We start from the raw sequence: 833 nt of genomic DNA on the forward strand, positions 1-833 counted from the left end.
GCTCGTGCGCCGCCGTGGGCGAGCCCCCGCCCTCCGAGTCCGCCGCCACGCGCGAGAGCTTCCTCCAGTCCGCGCGCTTCGTGGGGCGCGTGAAGGAGCGCGAGCAGCTGACGGACGTGCTCGACGCGGTGCTCGGCGGGGCAGGGCGGCGCGTGGCTCATTGGCGGGGAGAGCGGCGTGGGCAAGTCGCGCCTCCTGGAGGAGGTGCGCGCGCTGGCGCTGGTGCGCGGCGCGGTGGTGCTGCGCGGCCAGGCGGTGGACACCGGCGGCGTGCCGTACCAGGAGTGGCGCGCGGTGCTGCGCTGGCTGCCCATGCTCACGGAGCTGTCCGACCGCGAGGCGCGCGTGCTCCGGCCGCTGGTGCCGGACCTGGAGGCGCTGCTGGGCCGCGAGGTGCCGGCCGCCCCGGAGCTGGACGCGGACATGGCGCAGCTGCGCCTGCACCAGACGGTGGAGGACCTCTTCGCCCGCCTGTCGCAGCCCACCGTGGTCATCCTGGAGGACCTGCACCAGGCGCACGCGGAGTCCCTCCAGCTCCTGGCGCAGCTGGCGGCGAGGGCGCCGGGGCTGCCGCTGCTCCTGCTCGCGAGCTTCCGCGACGACGAGGCCCCGCAGCTCCCCGAGCGCCTGTCCGGCCCCCGGATGCTGCGGCTGCTCCGGCTGGACGCGGAGGAGATCGCCCAGCTGGGCGAGTCCATGCTGGGCGCCGTCGGCCGCCGGCCCGACGTGGTGGACCTGCTGCGCCGCGAGTCGGAGGGCAACCCCTTCCTGCTGGTGGAGGTGGTGCGCGCGCTGGCGGAGGAGCGCGGGCGGCCTGGACCGGCTGGGCGCCG

2 protein-coding genes are annotated in these 833 nt (G+C 77.1%); one reads left to right on the forward strand and one right to left on the reverse strand.

Going from position 1 to position 833, the window contains the following annotated elements; translation table 11 throughout:
- On the reverse strand, positions 1-185 hold a 185-nt coding region (locus ACLEQD_RS44550), incomplete at its 3' end, for a hypothetical protein (protein ID WP_410391948.1).
- Between ACLEQD_RS44550 and ACLEQD_RS44555 the strand changes: the two genes are divergently transcribed.
- The coding region (locus tag ACLEQD_RS44555; protein WP_410391949.1) for an AAA family ATPase at positions 178-833 on the forward strand (656 nt) is incomplete at its 3' end. The two genes, ACLEQD_RS44550 and ACLEQD_RS44555, sit on opposite strands and share 8 nt — an antisense overlap.

Origin of the sequence: Corallococcus sp. 4LFB (genome assembly GCF_046520365.1) — a bacterium.
Taxonomy (GTDB): Bacteria; Myxococcota; Myxococcia; order Myxococcales; family Myxococcaceae; genus Corallococcus; species Corallococcus caeni.